This is a genomic window from Salipiger pentaromativorans (assembly GCF_024721115.1).
Taxonomy (GTDB): Bacteria; Pseudomonadota; Alphaproteobacteria; order Rhodobacterales; family Rhodobacteraceae; genus Salipiger; species Salipiger pentaromativorans.
On record NZ_JAMDHK010000003.1, the window covers coordinates 228,722 to 247,112 of the forward strand.

The window sequence follows — 18,391 nt, forward strand, 5'->3', positions numbered from 1 at the left end:
CTCAGTGGCTCTCCTCGCGGCGGATATTGGGGTTTTGCATGCGTTTCCCGGCGCGCCCGCCCGGCGCTAGAGACCGAGCTGGCCGGCAATGACCTTTCTCATGATGTCGTTCGTGCCCCCGCCGATCATCGGGAAATAGGAATCCCGCAGATGCACCTGGGCGGGGTATTCCCGCATGAGCCCGTAGCCGCCGAAGACCGACATCGCCTCGTGGCAGGCGCGGTGGCATTCCTCGCCGGCGACCAGCTTGGCCGCCGCCGCCTCGATGGTGATCTCCTGGCCTTTGTCGGCCATCTGCGCGGCGTGATAGGTGTGCAGCGCGGCGGTGGTGATGCGGGCGTGAATATCGACCAGCCGGAACTGGATGGCCTGGAAATTTCCCACCGGGCGCCCGAACTGGCTGCGCTCGCGGGAATGGCGCAGCGCGGCGTCATAGGCGCTGCGCGCATTGCCAACGGCCAGCGCGGCGGTAAAGATCCGGTCCACCGTCAGCGACCGGTAGGCGTTCAGAAAGCCGCTGCCGGTCTCGCTCGACAGGGCATGATCGTCGGGCACGAAAACATCGTCGAAGACCAGCTCGGCAGTGTCCGAACTGCGCACCGAGAACTTGTCGAGCTTCTGGCCGACGCGGAACCCCTCGGACTTGGTATCGACCACGAACATCTCGAGCGCCCGCGCGCCCTTGTCCGGATCGACGCTGGCCACGACGGTGATGAAATCGGCGACGGTCCCGTTCGTGGTGAACATCTTGGAGCCTCTGAGCACCCAGCCGCCATCGACCCGCGTCGCCCGCGTCCGCAGCGACCCCGCATCGGAGCCGGCATTGGGCTCGGTGATGGCGAAGGCGCCGATTTTCTCTCCCCGCAGCGCCGGCAGCAGATAGGTCTCGCGCAGATGCGCGTTGCCCCATTCCTGGATCGTGTAGGTGGCGGTGGAGCCCTGCATGCAGATGCCCGCCGCAAAGCCCATCGAACCGCGCGCCAGCTCTTCGCAAAGGATCGCGAAACACAGGTTGGGGTTTTCCAGCCCCGCCCCGCCCGTCTCGGCGGGATACAGCGTGCCGATATAGCCGAGCCCGGCCAGTTCGCGTGTCAGCGCGTGCTGGAAATCGCCCTCCTCGTCGATGTCCTGCGCCACCGGCACAAGCCGCTCGTCCACCCATCTGGCGACGTGATCGCGGAACTCCTCCGCCTCTTCGCAGGCCGATCTGACCATCATCCGGACACCTCCGAGAATTGCTCCCGAAGCGCCCGGCGCAACACCTTGCCGACCCCGCTCTTGGGCAGGCTGTCGACGATGAAGACCTGCTTCGGACATTTGTAGGATGCGAGCCGCGCGCGCAGTTCGGCGATGACGCGGTCGGCCGAGACCTCGCAGTCCGGCCGTGGCACGATGGCCGCGACGACCCGCTCGACCCATTTCGGATCGGGCAGCCCGAACACCGCCGCTTCGGCGATCCCCGAGACGCCCATGAGCTGGTCCTCGACCTCGGTGGGATAGACGTTCTCGCCACCGGTGATGATCATGTCGTTCTTGCGATCGACGAGGAAATGTACCCCCTCCGCATCCGCAAAGCCGACATCCCCGGTCCGCAGCCAGCCGTCCCGAAGCTCGGGACTGGCGGTGACGCCCTCCGACCAGAGCCCCGAGAGGCAGCCGGCGCCCGAGACCACAAGCTCGCCGATCTCACCCGGTCCGGCCATGGCACCCCCGGCGCCACGGATCTGCACCTGGCAACCCGCCACCGGCAGACCGCAGGAGCGCAGCAGCCTTGCATCGCCGGACAGCACCGCGCGGCGGTGATGCTGCGGGTCCAGCATCGACACGATGCCCGCCTCGGTCGAGCCATAGCCCTGCACGAAGGCGCAGAGCGGCAGCGCCTCCATCGCCTCCAGCAGCAGCGCCGAGGGCATCGGCGCCGCGGCGTAGAAGATCAGCCGCAACAGCGACAGGTCGTGATCGGCGCGCTGCGGCGCCCGCACGAGCGCGGCGACCATGGTGGGCACCAGATGCACGACGGTGATCCGGTCGCGCTCGAGGGTCTCGATCACCCGCGCCGGATCGAACTCCGGCAGGACCGTCACAGTGCAGCCGCTCATCAGCGCGGGATAGAAATGAAACCACAGCCCGCCGACGTGAAAGAACGGCATCACCGCAAGCACCCGGTCGTCGGCACCGAGCCCCAGCACCTCCGAGGCGGCGCAGCGCATGTTCGCCAGCACCGCGCGATGCGACAGAACGATGCCTTTCGGCTGCCCGGTGGTGCCGCTGGTGTAGATGATGCAGAGCGGATCTTCGGGAGCGACCGCCACCGAAGGCGCCGGCGCGTGCGGGCCGCTGCGGAAACGCACATAGCCCTCCGCAGCGCCGGCCGGACCGTCGAAACAGATCACCCCGCGCAGGTCCGGCAGATCGCCCTGCGCGGCCTCGATGACCGGCAGGTGGTCGCGGTCGGCAAAGATCAGCGCCGGGTCCGCATGCCGCAAAAGCCGCCGCAGTTCCTCGGCCGTCAGCCGCCAGTTCAGCGGCACGATCACCAGGCCCGACTGGGCGAGCCCGAAGATCTCGGCGAATTCCAGGCGGTTGCGCGACAGCACCGCCACCCGGTCGCCCTTGCGCAGCCCGCGTGCGGCCACCGCCGCGTTCAGCTCCGCGATATGGTGCCCGAAGGCCCGGAACCCGGTCTCTCGCCCGGCCCCGTCGCGCAGCGCGACGCGGCCGGCATGGCGGCGGCAGACCTCGGCGATCAGCGGTCCCAGCGTCGAGAACCCGTCGGGGATCGTCATGACCGCTGAACCTTGTTCTTCTTCTCGACGAGGAATTCGCGCAGGCGGCGCTTTGCCTCTTCGTCGTTCTGCGCGATGCTGACCATCAGCATCTCGGTGAACAGCCCCTCCTGCGGCGCCTGTTCGACGATGCGCGGCAGCGCCTGGGTGATCGCGAAATTGGCCAGCGGCGCGTTCCGGGTGATACGTTCGGCCAGGTCCATCGCTTTCGCGAGCCCCTCGCCCGGACCGACGAGATATTGCGTCAGCCGCAGGTCGCGATGCGCTTCCTCGGCGCCGTAGGTCCGCCCGGTCAGCATCATGTCCATGACCGTTGCCGCCCCGATCAGCCGGGGCAGCCGCACCGAGCCGCCCGAACCCACGAAGATCCCGCGCATGCCTTCGGGCAAGCCGTAGAACGCCGAGGGCTCGGCCACCCGCAGATGCGACGCCGCCGCCAGTTCCAGCCCGCCGCCGATCACCGCGCCATGCAGCACGCTGACCACCGGCACGCGGCAGAACTGAAGCGTGTTGTTCAGACGCTGGCCGATGCCCGAGGTATGGAAACTCTCGATCATGCTGGCCTCGCGCAGCTCGTTCAGGTCGAGCCCGGCGCAGAAATGGTCGCCCTCGCCGCGCAGCACGATGGCGCGCACCTCCTCCGGGACGTTGCCAAAGGCCGTCTCGAGCCCGAGAACGAGAGCGTCGTTCAGCGCGTTGCGCTTGGCGGGCCGGTTCAGGGTCAGGATGCCGATGCCCCCGCGCGTTTCGGCGCTCAGGCACTCCGGCAGGCCCGCCTGCCAGAGATCGTGACGCACAGCGCTCATAGGCTGGCCTTTCCGTTGAGACCGGGCTGAGACAGATCCGCCTGCGACTGGATGTTCAGAAGCGGGACAAGCTGGTCGTCGCGCCACGCGCCCCAGGCGTCATTCGCCGCGCCGCTGGACAGCTCGGCCCCCGCCGCGATCAGCGCCGCCCGCACGTCTTCGGTCAGGCAGAGCGGATCGCCGGTGCGCCACCATTGTTCGATGGCGCCGCCGGCATGGTCGAGAATGCCCCGCATCCCGCCCGCCCCACCGGCCATGTGCAGGGTCATCAGCCCCCCGGTCAGGATCCAGCGCGGCGCCAACCCGTAGCGGACCGCCGCGTCGATGTCGGACGGGGTGGCAAGCCCTTCGAGAAGACAGCGCACCGCTTCGCGCACCAGCGCGAATTGAAGCCGGTTCGCCATATGGCCCACGGATTCCCGGTTGAGCTGCACCGGGTGCTTGCCCAGGAACCGTGCGAACCCCATGGCCCAGGCGGTGGTCTCCGCCGAGGTCTCGAGCCCCGGCACGATCTCGACCAGAGGCATGAGATGCGCCGGAACGAAAGGATGGAACACGACGACACGCTCGGGATGGGCGCAATCCGCCTGAAGCTCGGTCGGCGGCACGCCGCCGGTGCTGGAAAGGATGATCTTGCCCACCGGCGCCACCGCGTCGGCCTCGGCGATCAGCCGGCGCTTCATCGCGGGATCTTCGGGCGCGTTTTCCTGGATCACGTCCGAAGCCTCGACCATATCGGTCAGCGAGGGATAGAAGACCAACCGGTCCAGCGGCGCCTCGGCGGCAGAAGCAACCCCCAGCTTGCGCAGCGACGGCCAGGCCCGGGCGATAAAGGCCCGTGCCCGCGCCTCGGCCCCCTCGCCGGTGTCATAGGCATTCACCCGAAGCCCCTTGGCCAGCATCAGCGAGGCCCAGCCCGCCCCGACCGATCCGGCGCCGAGCATGCCGACCGAAGTGACCTTGTCAGGCTCCACCGCAGGCAGTCCCATTCCGATTTCCCTTTCCGCAATCCGGCGCAGGAATTTCGGATCCCGCACCGCCTCGAAAGCAATTCCGCATTCGACTCTACTGATTCATTTTTTATTGAAATCCACCCTGAAAGGATATGATCCATCCCCTATGACCGTTATTCACATTCGGCATAACTTTCAGGACAACCACCTGGATATAAACACACTTGCAAAATACAGCACCCGCCCACAGCACGCCCCATCGAAACCAGAGAACAACGTTGAATCTGAAATCTTCAGAAACAAAATAGACACCCCCCTCAAAAAAAGAGAGGGTCATTTTATTCCATAAAGATCCCCGCCATTAATAGGGATCGCAATTCAAGGAATGCGCCTCAGACGCAATCCTTCTCCCGCGGCGCAACCGCCCCGGACCAGCCCGATCCGCCGGCGGTCTCGCGCAGGATCTGGAGGATCTCCTTCCGGCATTCCCGCACCGCGCGGCTATGGTTCCGCATCGGGTTGGAATAGAGCGCCCAGCCCAGGGTCAGCCCCTCGACCGGCGCCCAGAGCACCCGGCCGCTGGCGACAGGGTTGGTCATCGCGCTGGCCGGAACGACGGTGTAGCCGAGCCCGGTCGCCGAAAGCTCCAGGCAGAGCGCCAGCGTGTCCGTCTCCATCGCGACGTCGAGCGTGGCGCCCTTGCGGGCCATCTCGTGCTCGAATTTCGCGCGCAGCAGGTTCGGTCTGGCCGGGATGATCATCTTGCGGCCCGCCAGATCCCGAATACGGACGGGCCGGTCGGGCGACAACCCGGACCGCGGCCCGCCGGCAAGCACCAGCGGCTCGCGCACCAGCAACCGTTGGCGGTGCTCCTGATTGAGCGAGGTGTCTTCCGGCGCGATGCACATATCCAACAGCCCGGCGTCCATCTGCTCGCGCAGCATATGGCTGACGGTCTCGCTGACCCGCACCTTGATCCCCAGGTTCCGGGTAAGGATCCGCTCGGCGAATTTCCGGGTCAGCACGCTGCGCAATGCGGTGGGAAACCCGATGGTTACATTGCCCTGCGCTTTCTGGCCGATCTGTTCGCGCAGCAGATCGAACTGCCGCAGCAGCGGCCGGCTCTGGTCGCGCAGGATCTTCCCCGCCTCCGTCGTCCGGACCCCGCCACGGCTGCGCACCAGAAGATCGGTGCCAACCTCATGTTCGAGCAGCGCCAGATTGCGCGACAGGGTCGGCTGGGACATCCCCAGGTCGATGGCGGCCTTGTTGATGCTGCCCAGCTCGACGATGCGGAGAAAATACCCCAAGAGCTTGATGTCCATATCCCCCTCCGGCGCCCGGGCTCAGCCCGCGTCCCGCGTCCGCTTGCCCAGATAGGCGTCATAGATCCGGTGATCCTCCAAAAGCGCCTCGCTGCGGCCCTCCATCGTCACCAGACCGTTCTCCAGCACATAGGCCCGCGTGCTGACCTGAAGCGCCGCGCGGGCGTTCTGCTCGACCAGCACGATGGCGGTGCCGGCATCCGTCAGGTCGGAGATGATGCTGAAGATCTCCCGCGTGATGATCGGTGACAGGCCGAGGCTGGGCTCGTCCAGCATCAGAAGCTGCGGCTTCGACATCAGCGCCCGGCCCAGCACAAGCTGCGCGCGTTCGCCGCCCGACAGCGTGCCCGCCTGCTGGCGCAGCCGCTCCTTCAGCTTGGGAAACCGGTGAAACACCTCGTCCATGGTCTGCCGGTAGTCCCGGTCGCCATTGGTGAAGGGGCGGAAGGCGCCGAGGATCAGGTTGTCTTCCACGCTCATCGTCATGAACAGCTCGCGTGTCTCGGGCACCAGGCTGACATGTTCCGCGACCCGCTGCTCGACCGTCAGCGACGCGATGTCCCGCCCGCGCAGCCGGATCTCGCCACGCGACCGGAGCAGCCCCATGATCGCCGAGAGCATGGTGGTCTTGCCGGCGCCGTTCGCGCCGATCACCGAGACGATCTCGCCCGGATCCACCCGGAGGCTCACCCCGAACAGCGCCTCGACATTGCCATAGGCGACATGCAGGTCGTTGACGGCCAGAACCGCCTCGGTCTCGTTGGAGTGTTCGGAGCTCATGCTTCCTCTCCCAGATAGGCCCTGATGACCTCGCGGTCGCTCTGGACATCCGCGGGCGTGCCTTCGGCGATCTGGCGGCCGAAGTTCATCACGACCACCCGGTCGGCCAGCCCCATCACGAACTCCATGTCATGCTCCACCAGCACGATGCCCAGCCCCTCGGCGCGCAGCGACCGCAGCAGATCCGCCAGGGCGCGCTTTTCGGTCAGCCGCAGCCCCGCCGCCGGTTCGTCCAGCAGCAGAAGATAGGGATCGGAGGCAAGCGCCCGCGCGATCTCGACGATGCGCTGGTCGCCGAGCGGCAGGTCGGTGGGCGACAGCGCCTCCTTGCCCTGCAATCCGACCCGCGCGATCTGCGCCGCCGCCTCGCCAAGCATGCCCGCATTCTCGGCGCGTTCGGCGCGCAGCGATGCGGCAACGAACCCCGCGCGGCCACGCAGATGCGTGCCCAGCGCGACATTCTCCAGCGTCGTCATGGTGGGGACGAGCTTCACATGCTGAAAGGTCCGGCTGATCCCAAGCTCGGTGATCCGGTTCGGCAGCCGTCCGCTCACCTGGTCGCCGCAGAAGGACACCGTGCCGGAACTGGGTTTAAGAACGCCGGTGATGATATTGAAAAGTGTGGTTTTTCCGGCGCCGTTCGGCCCGATGAGCGCAACAATCTCGCCGGCCCGCACGGACATGGTGACATCGTCGATGGCCACCAGCCCGGCAAAGCGCTTGCCGACATTGGTGATGCTGAGCAGCTCTGCACCGGGGTCCTTGCGGAGCTTGCGCGGCAGCGTCCGGCCGCCGCTCGGGCTGCGGTCGGGCGTGCGCAGCGCGGGCAGCACGCCGCCGACCCGCCGCGCCAGGGACCAGAGCCCGCCGGGGCTCCATTGCAGGATCGCCACCACCGCGACGCCAAAGACCAGCGCCTCGATATTGACGTTGCTGCCGAGCAGCTTGGGCAGCGTATTGGTCAGCACGTCCTTGAGCGCGACGACGATCCCCGCCCCCAGCAGCGCCGCGACCACCGAGCCGGTGCCGCCGATCACCGCCATGAAGAGATATTCCATGCTGGCGATCAGGTTGAATGGCGCCGGGCTGACAAAGCGCTGCATATAGGCAAAGAGCCAGCCGGCGATGGCGGCAAGCATCGCCGCCGCGACAAAGATCGCGATGCGGGTGCGGAAGATGTCGATGCCCATCGCCGAGACCATGACACCGCCGCTTTTCAGCGCCCGCACCGCGCGGCCCTCGCGCGAGTGCAGCAGGTTGTGCACGGCGATCATCATCGCGATGACGATGCTCCATTCGAGATAGAAAAAGGCCCGCGCCTGGGTCAGCGACACGCCCAGAACCGTGATCCCGGGAATATTGCCGATCCCCGTATGACCGCCCAGCATGTCCAGCGTACCGAAGAGGTAATAGGCCCCAAGCCCCCAGGCGATGGTCGCGATGGAAAGGTAATAGCCCGAGAGCCGCAGCGTGATCGCGCCGACCAGCAGCGCCAGGGCGAAATTCACCGCAAGCATGATGACCAGCGTCAGCCCCGCCGGCATCGCATGGGCGGTGGCGAGATAGGCGGTCGTATAGGCGCCGACGCCGACAAAGGCCGCCTGTCCGAACGAGATCAGCCCGCCGATGCTGGTGAGCAGGTAGAGCCCGGTCGCCACCAGCGTGGCGATCCCGACATAATTCATCAACACGATACGGTGTTCGGAAAAGACCAGCGGCGCCGCGAAAAGCGCGAAGATCGCGGCGGCGGCGAAAACGAGACGGCTCATGCCTCTTCCTCCAGGTCTTGGTGGCCGGCAAGCACGAAGCGCCACATGAGCAGCGGGATCAGCAGGCTGAACAGGATGATCTCCTTGTAGGCACTGGCGAAAAACGCCGAGTAGGATTCGATAAGCCCGAGGATGACGGCGCCCGCGGCGGCGGCCGGAAAGCTCGCAAGCCCGCCGAAGACCGCCGCGATCAGCCCTTTCAGCGTCAGCACGAGCCCGGTGTCGTAATAGATCGTGGTGATGGAACCGATCAGGATGCCCGAGACACAGCCGATCGCCGAGGCCATCGCAAAGGACAACATGCCGCTTTGGGCGGTGCTGATGCCCATCAGCCGCGCGCCCACCCGGTTGGAGGCGGTGGCGATCAGCGACTTTCCATAGACCGAATTGCTGAAGAACAGGAACAGCACCACAATCAGCAGGAGGCTTGTCACGATGATCGCGATCACCTGCCCCGAGATCAGCACCGGACCAAGCGCGAACTGGGCATCGGTCAGCGCCGGGGTGCGCCAGCCCTCGGCCCCGAAAAAGATCAGCGACAGGCTGATGATGACGAAATGCACCGCCGTGGCAACGACCATCAGCACCAGAATGCTCTTGTCCGCCAGCGGCTGGAAGGCGATCCGGTAAAGCAGCGGGCCGATGGGCCCAACCAGCGCGATCGTGGCGAGGATGTCGATGGCCAGCCCCAGTTCCTTGCCCGAGAACCAGGCGACGCCGCCGCCGACCAGCGCCGGCACCAGCAGGCAGAACAGCACCGCCCGCAGCGCCCGCCGGCGGCTGCGTTCCCGCAGCGCCTGCGCGCCTTCCATCGCGAAGGCCAGCAGCGCAAGCCCGGCAAGGATCCAGACGGTGCCCGGCACCCGGCCCAGCTGCAACTGCGACAGGGTCAGCGCACCGAGGACGAGAAAGTCGCCCTGCGCGACGAAAAGCACGCGCGTCGTCGTGAACACGAGGATGATCGCGATCGCCATCAGGCAGTAGATCGCCGCACTGTTGAGCCCGTCCTGCAAGAGGAAGGTGAAGATGCCGAAATCCATCCGGAGCACCCTTTCGGTAAGATCTGTCTGGCGGGCGGACCGCCGCCGTGACGGGGCGGCCCGGCCGGTCTCAGCGCGTCACGGCTTCAGCTTGAACGCGCCGTCGGTGACCTGGACGAGCACGACGCTGCGCTCATCGACCCCGGTGTGGTCCTCGGGGGTCATCGCATAGATCGCCGTGGCCCCGATCACCTCGTCGCCGCTGTTCTCGATCGCCGCGCGCACCGCCGCGCGATAGGCCCCGGTTCCGGGCTCGGCGGTTTCGGCGGCCTTGACCGCCGCGGTGGCGGCAAGCACGAAGGCGTCATAGGAATAGCCCGCGAAGGCGTTCTTGCTGCCGGCGCCGAACGCGGCCTCGTAAAGCGCCGCCGCCGCGGCTGCGGTCGCCTTCAGCGGATGGTCTTCGGGCAGTTGCTCGCCGACGACGAAGGGACCCGAGGGCGCAATCGCGCCTTCGACCTTGGCCCCGCCGACCCGCAGGAACTCGGGGATGATCGTGGCGTGGGTGTGGAAGATCGGGCCCTTGAAACCGCGCTCGACTAGCGTCACGTTCGGCAGCGCGGCGGCAACGCCCGAGGCCCCCACCAGCACCGCGTCGGGACGGGCAGCGACCAGCTTCAGGACCTGGCCGGCAACGCTGGTGTCGGCGCGGGCGAACCGCTCTTCGGCGACCACGGAAATGCCGGTGCCTTCGGTGATGGCCTGAAACGCGCCAAGCACGATGTCGCCCCAGGCATCGCTGTAGCCGATATAGCCGACGCGCGTCACACCCTCCGCTTTCATGTCGTTCACAACCGGCGTCAGCATCGTGTCCACCGCATGTGGCACGACAAAGACCCAGTCCATGCCCTTGACCTGCTGGTTGACCGCCGAGAGGGCCAGAAAAGGCGTCTGGGTCTCTTCCGCCACTTCCGCGATAGCCAGCGCCGCCGGAGAGCTCGACCCGCCGATGATGATATCGACCTTATCCTCGTTGATCACCTTGCGCGCATTGCGCACCGAGGTCGAGGGATCCGACGCATCGTTGAGATGGATGAGGCGGAAGCTCTCGCCGCCGAAAGTGTCCGGCACGACCGTGAGCATATTGTTATAGGGGATCCCGATCGAGGCGTTCGGGCCGGTGGTGCTCAGCAACACGCCGATGCGGATTTCCGCGGCGGCGGCCGTCGCCATGACGGATACGGACAATGCCGCAGCCAGGACATGGCCCATCTTCTTTCGAAATTCCATTTCTTCCTCCCTTTGATTTATTGTGTTTTTCGTCCCGAAGCCTCGGCGGCGTCCTCCACTCCGCCGCCGGGGCCCGTCTTTACTCGGCGGCGCGCAGCGCGCGCTTGAGTATTTTTCCGGTCGAGGTCATCGGCAATTCGGGACGGAATTCCACGATGCGCGGGTATTTGTAATTCGCCATTTGCGCCTTGCCCCAGGCGATCAGCGCATCGGCGGTCAGCGCCGCGCCCTTGCGGGGCACGACCACCGCCTTGATCTCCTGGCCAAGCCGGGGGTCCGGCACCCCCACCACCGCGACGAGAACGACATCCGGATGGGTGGACAGCACCTCCTCGATCTCGCGCGGATAGACGTTGTAGCCACCGCGAATGACCAGATCCTTGGCCCGGTCCACGATGTAATAGAACCCCTCGGCATCCCGCCGCGCCAGATCGCCGGTGCGGAACCAGCCGCCCTCGAGACTGGCGGCGTTTTCCTCGGGGCGGTTGTAATAGCCCTTCATGACATTGGGCCCGCGAATGACGATCTCGCCCACTTGCTCCGGCCCGTGCCCCTCGACCGGCGCGCCCTCGTCATCGACCAGACGCACCCCGATCCCCCAGCCGGGAACCCCGATGGAACCCGGCCTGTAATCCTGCTCGGGATCGAGGAACATCGTCAGCGAACATTCCGAAAGCCCGTAGACATCGAGAACCCGGACCCCCAGCCGGTTATGGATCCGCTGGATGACATCCACCGGCGTCGGTGCCCCGCCGCAAAGGGCCACGCGCAGGGTGGCCGCGATCTCGTCGGTGGCGGCGCTCTCCTCCAGCACCTCGAGCAGACCGATATACATCGTCGGCACACCGGCGAAGAAGGTGATCTTCTCCTGCCGCATCAGCGCCACCGCCTGCGCGGGATCGAAGCGCGGCATCAGGACCAGCGTCGCCCCCGCGCCGAACCCGCCGTTCATGTGCATCGTCGCGCCGAAGGAATGAAACGGCGGCACCACGACGAGGTGCCGTTCGTGCCGGGACAGCAGGGAACCGATGACCCGCGTGCAGGTCAGCGCGCTGACAAGCAGGTTGCTGTGGCTCAGCTCCGCGCCCTTGGGTTGCCCGGTCGTTCCCGAGGTGTAAAGGATCACCGCCGTGTCCGAGGCGGCCCGCGACACATAATCGAACCGGTCCGGCTGCCCCGCCGTGAGCGCCGCCAGCGATCCCGCGCCCGCCGGCGGCGCGCCGATGGCGATGAAATCGGTGCAGCCCGGGGCCGCCTCGAAGCCTTTGCGCCCGTTCTCGCCGATGGGCAGCTCGGGGCTGCCCTCGGCGCAAAGATAGGCCCGCGCCCCGGAATCCGTCAGTTGAAACGCGATCTCGCGCCCCTTGAGCATGACGTTCAGCGGCACCACCACGCCACCCGCCTTCAGGATGCCGTAGTAGCAGATGTAGAATTCGGGCTGGTTGGCGCAGCTCAGCGCAACCCGGTCGCCCGGGCAGAGGCCCCTCTGCACCAGCAGATTGGCAACCCTGTTCGCGGCGGCATCGACCTCGCGATATATCAGCCGCCGGTCGCCCGCGACAAGCGCCTCGCGCTCCGGGAAGCGCCGGGCGCTGTCTTCCAGCAGGATCGAAAGGTTGAGCATCGCGGCACACTCACCCCCCCGACTTGCGGAATTTCGCGAGCGTGACCTCGGGCGTGACGTCGTCGAAGATCACCTCGACGGGCATGTCGAAATCCAGCTCCTCCACCCCGGTCCCGACGATATGCGACAGGACGCGCGGCCCCTCCTCCATCTCGATCACCACCTGGGCGAAGGGCACCTCGGTAAAGGACGGGTGCATCGGGCGATAGGTCGTCGTCCAGGTGTAGAGCTTGCCCTTGCCCGACGAACGCGCCCATTCCCAGCCGTCGCTGCCGCATTCCGGGCAAAGCTCGCGCGGGACGTGCCGCCAGTGCCCGCAGCCGGTGCATTTCTGAAAGCGCAGCTCGTGCTTCTTGAGCCAGCCGAACCATTCGCCGGTCATGCCCTTCAGCCGGGGCAGCGGTTTTGTGTAATTCCCCTCGGTCGTCGTCTCTGATGCCATGTCGTTTCCTCCCCGTAACCGATTGTCTGAAGCCTTGCGTCGCCGACCGGTCACTTCCGGGTCAGGACCGCGAGGCTGCCGTCGCCGAAATCGCCCCAGCCGGTCACCAGACCGGCCCTTGCGCCCTCGACCTGCCGGTCCCCGGCCTCGTGGCGCAACTGGCGCACCGCTTCGGTGATATGGGTCATGCCCAGGATATGCGCCTCGGACAGAAGCCCGCCGTGGGTGTTGATGGGCAGCTTGCCGCCCAGCTCGATCGCGCCGTCGCGGACAAAGCCCGCGCCCTCGCCCCGGGCGCAGAACCCGGCCTCTTCGATCTGTTGCAGCACCTCGAAAGTGAAGCAGTCGTAGATCTGGGCGAAATCCATGTCCTCTGGGCCGATCCCCGCCATCTCATAGGCTTTCGGCGCGGCATGGGTCAGCCCGATGGTGAACATGTCGGGCCGGTTGATGATGTCGTCCGCCGGATAGGGATGCCCCTCGGCGACGCCGGAGATATAGATCGGCGCATGCCCCGTCAGCGCCTTCGCACGCTCGGGCGTGGTGACGATCACCGCCGCCGCGCCATCGGTTTCAAGCGAGCAGTCGAACAGGCGATAGGGTTCCGAGATCCAGCCCGAGGCAAGATAATCCTCCATCGTCAGAGGCTTGCCCCGCATGATCGCCTTTTCGCTGAACTGAGCGTGCTTGCGGCAAGCCACCGCGATGGCGCCCAGCGCCTCGGGCGGTGTTTGGTAATCGTGCATGTGTCGGCGGGCCATCACCGAATACCATTGCGGCGGCGCGTTGAACCCGAAAGGCAGATAGTAGTCGCGGGCGGTGTGGCCGAGCTGGAACTCGATATCCGCCTCGGTGATCTCGCGCGCGCGCACCCCCGAATAGCCATTCCAGCCCGCCGGAACGAGCACGTAATCGGCGATGCCGTTCGCCACCACCATCGCCGCCGTCTGAAGCGATGCGACGGGCGCCGCCCCGCCCATATTGACCTGCGCCGCGTAGCGCAGGTTCTCGATCCCGAGATTGGCCGCGAAATCCTCGGCGGTGCCGCCCAGGATCGGCACCATCAGCCCGTCGATATCCGAGACCTTGAGCCCCGCATCCGCGATGGCGCGCTGCGATGCCTGAAGCATCAGCTTCAGCTCGCTCATGCCCGAGCCGGGCTTGCGGTAATACTCGGTCTCGCCGATGCCGACGATACAGGCCTGATCTTTCAGCGTAGTCATGGATTGTCCTCCTCCCTCGACGCGCGCTCAGTTGCCGGAATAGACCGGCTTGCGCTTTTCCATGAAGGCGCGCGGGCCTTCCTTGGCGTCGTTCGAGGCAAAGACCTTCTTGGTCAGATGCGACTCGAAGGCAAAGGGCGCCTCGAGCGCAAAGGACCGCACGACGATCTCCTTGGCCGTCTGCACCGCCATCGGGCCGTTCTGGCAGATGACATCGGCCAGCTTGCGCGCCTCCGTCATCAGATCCTCCTGCGGCACGATCTTGTTGATCATGCCGATCTGATAGGCCCGTTCGGCCGAGATCGGGTGCCCCGTAAGGATCATCTCCATCGCCACGGCCCAGGGGATCTGACGCGGCAGGCGCACGTGCGAGCCGCCGCCCGGCACCAGCCCCCAGCGCACTTCGCCCAGCCCGAACACCGCGTTCTCGGAAGCGATGCGCAGGTCGGTGCCCTGAAGGATCTCCATCCCGCCGGCCACGCAGAAGCCGTTCACCGCGCCGATGATCGGCTTGAAGACATCCGAGAAGAACCGCTTGCTCGGATCGCCCATGAGCTGGTCGAAATTGCCCGAGGCCATGATCGGAATGGTCTGCTCGAGATCCGCCCCGGCGCAAAACGCCTTGTCCCCCGCGCCCGTCAGGATGGCGACGCGCAGGCTGTCATCCCGGTTGAAATCGTCGAACGCCGCGTTGAGCCCGGCCATCATGTCCGGCGTCAGCGAGTTGTTCACCTTGGGACGGTCGAAGGTGACGATCGCGACAGGCCCGTCCTTCTCGTACTTGATTTCCTCGGGGAGCTTCATCTGCGTCCTTCCTTTTCTTGAAACACACGGGGTCCAGCCATATGGGGCCGGCTTGTTGCGTCATGATTGGACAATAACACAATTATTGTCAACTAGTATATTTCATGACCAAACAGCATCTTGATAAACTTAAAGAAAACAACGTAAGAATATAAAAACTAATACTTTATTTAGATTTCCACACAGCCCCTCAGATGCCTCCCGACGGCAAAACCGGAGGCAGATCGGCCCGAAACACAGGCTGTTCCCTACCGGCGCCAGAGGCGCCGGTAGGGGATCCCGGCACAGCACAAAGGGAGCACAAACCGGCCCGGCAGAGGGCCGAACGCATGTGCCGCGCCGGGAAGGCCGCGGTCCGCATGCGCGCGGACCGCGGGGCCGGTCACGTCAGCGACGGGTGCCGGTCACAGGTGGCCATAGAAATATTCCGGGCCCTCTTCACCGTCATGAAGCGCCCTGATCTTGTCGCAGCGCCGCTTCAGCACCGCCGCGAAACTCAGGGTCTTCTTGTCCGTCAGCTCCATGCCCGAGGGATCTTCGTCGATGACCACCGCCCGGGTGAGGCGCGTGGACGACCCGCTCCCCTCGGCGATGAGCGCGTCCAGCCTGTCCTGAAGGAATTTCCGGAACGGCGGCAGCCTCAGAAGATCCGCGATGCCTGCGGCACCCTCGCAGCCCGGCAGCTTGCGGCACTGCTCGAGGATCGGGAACAGCACGAGGCCCAGCTCGTCCCGCCCCTCGCCGGTGACGACGACATCGTTGACGACGGGCGCCAGCATCTCTGTCGCGTGGGCGCGCAGCGGCGCCACGGCGACCCAGGTGCCGCTGACGAGCTTGAAATTCTCCGACAGGCGCCCCTCGAAGACGAGCCCCTCCATCGGGTCGTCCTTGTTCGCGAACTGCACCGAGTCGCCCATGCAGTACCAGCCATCCGCGTCGAAGGCGTTTTTCGTCGCCTCCGGGTTGCGCCAGTATCCGGGCGTGACGTTCGGACCCTTCACGCGCAGCTCGTAGCGCCCTTCGTTCGGCACCAGCTTGACCTGCGTTCCCGGCATCGGCAGCCCCAGGATGCCCGATTTTCCCGGATCCCAGGTGCAGGTGATCGTGGTGGGCGCCGTCTCGGTCGCGCCGAACCCCGAGGTGGTAAAGATTGCCCGGCCCATTTCCCGATGCACCAGATCGCGCAGATCGGCATAGACCTTTTCCGGCAGGCTGGCCCCCGCGTAGAAGAACACCTGCATCCGCCCGAAAAACGCCGCGCGCAAGGCGGCATCCTCTCTCAGATGCGGCAGCAAAAGCTGATAGATCCCCGGCACCGCGAGGAAGAAGTTCGGCTCGACCGAAATCAGGTTCTCGACGGTGCGCTTGATCCCCTCGGGCGTCGGGCTGCCATCGTCGATATAGATCGCGCCGCCATGGAACATCGCGATCCCCATGACCATGTTGGACCCCAGCGTGTGGCTCCACGGCGCCCAGTCGAGCGTCACCGGCGGGCGGTCCTGAAGAAAGCGCCAGACCTGGCCGTGCATGCGCGCGTTGGAACACAGCATCCGATGCGTGTTGATCACCCCCTTGGGATTGGCGCTCGACCCCGAGGAAAACAGGATCTTGCCCACCGTGTCCCCTGTGACGCTTGCCTTGGCCCGGGTCACGGCATCGCCGGGCTCGTCCGCGAGCAGCGCCGCATAGGGCGTGACATCGCGGTCCGGCAGCGCCCCCGCGCCCGCCACGATCTCGACCCGCTCCGGCACCACGGCCATGAGCGCTTCGGAAAAGCGACTGGCGTCAGAGACATAGACCATGCCGGGATTGAGGATGTCGAAAGCGTGCTGAAGCCGCGCGTAATCGCTCGACAGGGTGACATAGCCCAGCGACACCGGCGAATAGGGCAGCCCGACATGCAGCGCCGCCAGCCCCAGAAGCGCGTTGTCGATGGTGCTGGGCGACAGGATCATGATCGGCCGGTCCGGCCCGAGATCGGGCCGCTGCAACAGCGCCTGGCCGATCCGCTCGATCCGCGCCAGCGCCTCGCTGTAAGAGACCGTCCGCCACCCCTCGCCGTCGCGCTCTGCCAGAAAGACGCGGTCTGGCCCAAGCCAGGCCCAGCGTTCGAGCGCCTCGGTGAATCTGTCCGGATAGGGCCGGAGCGGCTCGTCCTTGCCGAGAAGGATTTCGCCATTCTCCCCGTACTCGATCGAGTATTTCCGTTCGCCCAGCCTGGCGCGTTGCCTCGCCTTCATTCGCAGGTCCTCCCATTTCTCCCAAACCGTCGCACGCGGCGGTTCCGCCGACCCGTTCACGCCGAAGCGCCTCCTCTGAACAGGGTCCGGCCGAACCGCCGCTGACCGCGCGGCCCCGCCGGAACGGGGCCGCGCGGATTAGAAGCCAAGCTGTTTCGCGGCAAGCTCCTTCATGATTTCCTCGGTTCCCCCGCCGATCGCCATGACCTTGACCTCGCGATAGATCCTCTCGACCTTGGAGCCGTTCATGAACCCCGCGCCGCCAAAGATCTGCACCGCCTCGTTGGCGCAGAATGCCAGCGTCTGCGTCGCCTGGTTCTTCAGCAGCGACAGCTCTCCCACCGGCGCCCGGCCCGCATCGACCCGCAGCGTGACCGACAGCAGCATGGCGCGGGTCGCCGCCAGCTTCTGCGCCATATCCACCAGCTTGTGGCGGATCACCTGATGTTCGAGGATCGGCTTGCCAAAGGTCTTGCGGATGCGCGCATAGTCCAGCGCCTCCTCAAAGGCCGCGCGGGCGGTGCCATAGGCAGAGGCGGCGATATAGAGCCGCTCGTCGTTGAAATTGTTCATCAGGATCGCGAAACCCCGGTTTTCCTCGCCGACCAGATTGGCGGCGGGCACGCGGCAATCCTGGAAATGCAGCGTCGCGGTGTCCGAGCAGTGCCAGCCCATCTTGCGCAGCCGCATGCGCGTCAGCCCGGGCGTGTCTCCCTCGACCACCAGAACCGAGATCCCGCCGCGCCCGCGGTCGCCGGTGCGCACCGCCACCGTCAGAACATCGGCCCGCATCCCCCCGGTGATAAAAGTCTTTTCGCCGTTGACGATATAGTGGTCGCCATCCCGGCGCGCGGTTGTGGCGATGCTGGCGACATCCGAGCCGCCCCCCGGCTCGGTGATCGCCAGAGCCGCCAGCCAGTCGCCGGACAGGACCGGCGGGACGATCCGCGCGCGCAGCTCTTCGCTTCCGTGGCTCAGGATCGGCGGCAGCGCCAATGTATGGGTTGTCAGATTGGCCCCGACCGCCGGTGCGGCAAAGGCGATTTCCTCGTGATGGATCATCGTGAAGAAGCGGTCGATCTCGATGCCGCCATATGTCTCGGGAAACCGCGCCGGCAGGATCCCGACCTCCGACGCCTTGCGATAAAGCTCTCTCGGAAACGTCCCCGCATCGTCCCATGCCTGGATGTTGGGGCTGATCTCGGTGGCGACAAAGCGCCGGATCTGATCCCGATAGGCGATATGCTCTTCCGAAAAGAACAGATCGTCGCCGAAGTTTGGTGCCGTCGTCACTATGCGCTCCCTCCTCCGCATCGGCCAGACGCCAGACAGCCGGCCCGTCGCACGAGACGGCGCCCGACATCCCGAT

General features: G+C 66.0%; 15 protein-coding genes. All 15 read right to left on the minus strand.

From position 1 onward, the window contains the following. Nucleotides 1-66: 66 nt before the first annotated feature. The 15 genes from M4578_RS07005 to M4578_RS07075 all read right to left on the minus strand — a co-directional run bounded on the left by M4578_RS07005 (nucleotide 67) and on the right by M4578_RS07075 (nucleotide 18,315). Complete coding sequence (locus tag M4578_RS07005; protein WP_258092746.1) at nucleotides 67-1,218, minus strand: acyl-CoA dehydrogenase family protein; 1,152 nt, start codon at nucleotides 1,216-1,218, stop codon at nucleotides 67-69. Then, entirely contained in the window at nucleotides 1,215-2,786 is a 1,572-nt protein-coding gene (locus tag M4578_RS07010; protein ID WP_258092747.1) for a class I adenylate-forming enzyme family protein, read from the minus strand. The genes M4578_RS07005 and M4578_RS07010 overlap by 4 nt, the downstream gene beginning before the upstream one ends. Further along, nucleotides 2,783-3,592 (minus strand): crotonase/enoyl-CoA hydratase family protein, encoded by an 810-nt coding sequence (locus M4578_RS07015; RefSeq protein ID WP_258092748.1) that lies wholly within the window; start codon nucleotides 3,590-3,592, stop codon nucleotides 2,783-2,785. The genes M4578_RS07010 and M4578_RS07015 overlap by 4 nt, the downstream gene beginning before the upstream one ends. After that, nucleotides 3,589-4,581, minus strand: coding sequence for a 3-hydroxyacyl-CoA dehydrogenase family protein (locus M4578_RS07020; protein ID WP_258092749.1), 993 nt, complete (start codon nucleotides 4,579-4,581; stop codon nucleotides 3,589-3,591). The genes M4578_RS07015 and M4578_RS07020 overlap by 4 nt, the downstream gene beginning before the upstream one ends. A 356-nt stretch (nucleotides 4,582-4,937) precedes the next feature. Next, on the minus strand, nucleotides 4,938-5,870 hold the full coding sequence (locus tag M4578_RS07025; protein WP_258092750.1) for a LysR family transcriptional regulator: 933 nt from the start codon (nucleotides 5,868-5,870) through the stop codon (nucleotides 4,938-4,940). Between the two features lie 21 nt (nucleotides 5,871-5,891). After that, nucleotides 5,892-6,650: an ABC transporter ATP-binding protein gene (locus tag M4578_RS07030; protein ID WP_258092751.1), complete on the minus strand. Its 759-nt coding sequence runs from the start codon at nucleotides 6,648-6,650 to the stop codon at nucleotides 5,892-5,894. Next, nucleotides 6,647-8,419, minus strand: coding sequence for a branched-chain amino acid ABC transporter ATP-binding protein/permease (locus M4578_RS07035; protein WP_258092752.1), 1,773 nt, complete (start codon nucleotides 8,417-8,419; stop codon nucleotides 6,647-6,649). The genes M4578_RS07030 and M4578_RS07035 overlap by 4 nt, the downstream gene beginning before the upstream one ends. Then, on the minus strand, nucleotides 8,416-9,459 hold the full coding sequence (locus M4578_RS07040) for a branched-chain amino acid ABC transporter permease (RefSeq protein ID WP_258092753.1): 1,044 nt from the start codon (nucleotides 9,457-9,459) through the stop codon (nucleotides 8,416-8,418). The genes M4578_RS07035 and M4578_RS07040 overlap by 4 nt, the downstream gene beginning before the upstream one ends. A 78-nt stretch (nucleotides 9,460-9,537) precedes the next feature. Beyond that, nucleotides 9,538-10,689, minus strand: a complete 1,152-nt coding sequence (locus M4578_RS07045; RefSeq protein WP_258092754.1) for an ABC transporter substrate-binding protein — start codon at nucleotides 10,687-10,689, stop codon at nucleotides 9,538-9,540. Nucleotides 10,690-10,768: 79 nt separating this feature from the next. Further along, nucleotides 10,769-12,313 (minus strand): long-chain-fatty-acid--CoA ligase, encoded by a 1,545-nt coding sequence (locus tag M4578_RS07050; RefSeq protein ID WP_258092755.1) that lies wholly within the window; start codon nucleotides 12,311-12,313, stop codon nucleotides 10,769-10,771. A 10-nt stretch (nucleotides 12,314-12,323) separates the two neighbouring features. After that, complete coding sequence (locus tag M4578_RS07055; RefSeq protein WP_258092756.1) at nucleotides 12,324-12,755, minus strand: Zn-ribbon domain-containing OB-fold protein; 432 nt, start codon at nucleotides 12,753-12,755, stop codon at nucleotides 12,324-12,326. A 50-nt stretch (nucleotides 12,756-12,805) separates the two neighbouring features. Beyond that, nucleotides 12,806-13,978, minus strand: a complete 1,173-nt coding sequence (locus tag M4578_RS07060; protein ID WP_258092757.1) for a thiolase C-terminal domain-containing protein — start codon at nucleotides 13,976-13,978, stop codon at nucleotides 12,806-12,808. Between the two features lie 27 nt (nucleotides 13,979-14,005). Next, on the minus strand, nucleotides 14,006-14,782 hold the full coding sequence (locus M4578_RS07065) for an enoyl-CoA hydratase/isomerase family protein (RefSeq protein ID WP_258092758.1): 777 nt from the start codon (nucleotides 14,780-14,782) through the stop codon (nucleotides 14,006-14,008). A gap of 404 nt (nucleotides 14,783-15,186) precedes the next feature. Further along, on the minus strand, nucleotides 15,187-17,022 hold the full coding sequence (locus tag M4578_RS07070) for a feruloyl-CoA synthase (protein WP_258092759.1): 1,836 nt from the start codon (nucleotides 17,020-17,022) through the stop codon (nucleotides 15,187-15,189). A gap of 138 nt (nucleotides 17,023-17,160) precedes the next feature. Beyond that, on the minus strand, nucleotides 17,161-18,315 hold the full coding sequence (locus M4578_RS07075; RefSeq protein WP_258092760.1) for an acyl-CoA dehydrogenase family protein: 1,155 nt from the start codon (nucleotides 18,313-18,315) through the stop codon (nucleotides 17,161-17,163). Between the last annotated feature and the right edge of the window lie 76 nt (nucleotides 18,316-18,391).

Coding starts and splice junctions, on each gene's coding strand:
- M4578_RS07005 (WP_258092746.1), bottom strand. CDS start 1,218: ATGATGGTCAGATCGGCCTGCGAAGAGGCGGAGGAGTTCCGCGATCAC.
- M4578_RS07010 (WP_258092747.1), bottom strand. CDS start 2,786: ATGACGATCCCCGACGGGTTCTCGACGCTGGGACCGCTGATCGCCGAG.
- M4578_RS07015 (WP_258092748.1), bottom strand. CDS start 3,592: ATGAGCGCTGTGCGTCACGATCTCTGGCAGGCGGGCCTGCCGGAGTGC.
- M4578_RS07020 (WP_258092749.1), bottom strand. CDS start 4,581: ATGGGACTGCCTGCGGTGGAGCCTGACAAGGTCACTTCGGTCGGCATG.
- M4578_RS07025 (WP_258092750.1), bottom strand. CDS start 5,870: ATGGACATCAAGCTCTTGGGGTATTTTCTCCGCATCGTCGAGCTGGGC.
- M4578_RS07030 (WP_258092751.1), bottom strand. CDS start 6,650: ATGAGCTCCGAACACTCCAACGAGACCGAGGCGGTTCTGGCCGTCAAC.
- M4578_RS07035 (WP_258092752.1), bottom strand. CDS start 8,419: ATGAGCCGTCTCGTTTTCGCCGCCGCCGCGATCTTCGCGCTTTTCGCG.
- M4578_RS07040 (WP_258092753.1), bottom strand. CDS start 9,459: ATGGATTTCGGCATCTTCACCTTCCTCTTGCAGGACGGGCTCAACAGT.
- M4578_RS07045 (WP_258092754.1), bottom strand. CDS start 10,689: ATGGAATTTCGAAAGAAGATGGGCCATGTCCTGGCTGCGGCATTGTCC.
- M4578_RS07050 (WP_258092755.1), bottom strand. CDS start 12,313: ATGCTCAACCTTTCGATCCTGCTGGAAGACAGCGCCCGGCGCTTCCCG.
- M4578_RS07055 (WP_258092756.1), bottom strand. CDS start 12,755: ATGGCATCAGAGACGACGACCGAGGGGAATTACACAAAACCGCTGCCC.
- M4578_RS07060 (WP_258092757.1), bottom strand. CDS start 13,978: ATGACTACGCTGAAAGATCAGGCCTGTATCGTCGGCATCGGCGAGACC.
- M4578_RS07065 (WP_258092758.1), bottom strand. CDS start 14,782: ATGAAGCTCCCCGAGGAAATCAAGTACGAGAAGGACGGGCCTGTCGCG.
- M4578_RS07070 (WP_258092759.1), bottom strand. CDS start 17,022: ATGAAGGCGAGGCAACGCGCCAGGCTGGGCGAACGGAAATACTCGATC.